The sequence below is a fragment of the Mesorhizobium sp. WSM4976 genome (genome assembly GCF_029625685.1).
GTDB lineage: Bacteria > Pseudomonadota > Alphaproteobacteria > Rhizobiales > Rhizobiaceae > Mesorhizobium.
In genome coordinates this window covers 1-1,329 of the sequence record NZ_JARTVT010000091.1, presented here as the reverse complement: position 1 = coordinate 1,329, position 1,329 = coordinate 1, and the positions used below count along the sequence as shown (strand labels likewise).

At 64.0% G+C, this 1,329-nt stretch carries 1 protein-coding gene; it reads right to left on the bottom strand.

Going from position 1 to position 1,329, the window contains the following annotated elements:
- Positions 1 to 44: 44 nt before the first annotated feature.
- On the bottom strand, positions 45 to 1,250 hold the full coding sequence (locus P9272_RS35815) for an integrase core domain-containing protein (protein ID WP_128261456.1): 1,206 nt from the start codon (positions 1,248 to 1,250) through the stop codon (positions 45 to 47).
- Positions 1,251 to 1,329: the final 79 nt, after the last annotated feature.

Sequence of the window (1,329 nt, the reverse complement as noted above, 5' to 3'; positions counted from 1 at the left end):
TGTCCAGCCGATAGATGGGTAACACTTTGAACCGGATACATGGGTTACAGTTTTCCCCCTGAGTTGCTGTCCGCCGCTGTGCCGTCTGGTCTGGGTTGGACGGCACTGCGGCGGACCAGTTTCTTGTGTCGGCCATCGATGAAGCCGAGCGGATGGGCATAGAAGTGGAGCGCCCATTCGCCCTCCTCGGTCTCGGTCGCGGCAACCGCTTCGCCGGCCAGCGTCTTGGAGACGTAGATGAAGTCGCCGTTCCACTTGATCTCGCCGTTTTGGCGCACGCGCCGCACCGCCGCCTCGGCAGGATAGTCCGGTTCGGATATCGTCTTGGACATGGGTCGGGTTGATGCACGGTAGCGCTGTGCCGGCGTGTCCATGCCCAGCGCCTCATGCGGGCGCTGTTCGTTGTATTCGCGTCGGAAAGCCTCGAACGCCTGGACCTGCGCTGCCCGGTCGGCTGCTGGCTCCTTGGCCAGTGGCAGCATGGTCAGATGGAAGCGCTCATGGCATCCATTCTGCTGCGGCTTGCCCGGCTTGATGCGCTCCAAGACTATGCCGAGCTTGATGAAGCGCACCGCCAGTGGCGTCAGCCCGGTGACGCCGGCCGACGCGAACGGCGAACCATTGTCGCTTCTGAACCGATCCGGCAGGCCGTTTTCCTCGAAGGCTCGCTCAAACACCGGCCAGGCTTCATCTTCCGACGTCGAGCCGGTCGCCGCCAGCGCCAACAGATAGCGGCACGCCCCATCCATCACCGTCAGCGGCTCGCAGCGCCAGCCGTCGCCGGTCCGGAACCAGCCCTTGTGATCTCCCGTCCACAGCGCGTTCGGTCCCTCAGGTTCCGGCCATGGACCGTTGCCCGCTGCCCTCCAGCGTGCGCGGCGCCGCCCAACAAGGCCATGCCGCTTCAAGATCTCGCCGGCTGTCGAGACTGCCGGCCAGCCACAACCGGGCTCCGCCCGCTTCAGCCGGGCCATGATCTTCTTCGGCCCCCACAGCGGATGCGCTTCCTTCTCCGCCACGATCCGCTCCACCAGATCCGCTGCCGTTGCCCGGCCGTGATCGAGCGGTGCACGCGGCCGGTCGTGCAGGCCTTCCGGGCCGGACTCCCGGTAACGTCCAAGCCATTTGTAGCCGGTCTTGCGCGAGATCTCGAAGGCCGCGCAAAGCTGCGTCATCGTCTCCTCACCAGATAGGCATTCAACAACAAAACGAAGCCGCTCATCCATGATGCCAGTCTCTCGCCAAACCATCGCCGGTCCTCCCGGCTGGCAAGAAAACTGTCACCCATCTAATCGGTCCATTCTGTTACCTATCTATCCGGTTCGGACA

What these genes read in the sequence shown, in the direction of transcription:
- P9272_RS35815 (WP_128261456.1), bottom strand. Translation starts at nt 1,250, where the DNA reads ATGGTTTGGCGAGAGACTGGCATCATGGATGAGCGGCTTCGTTTTGTT.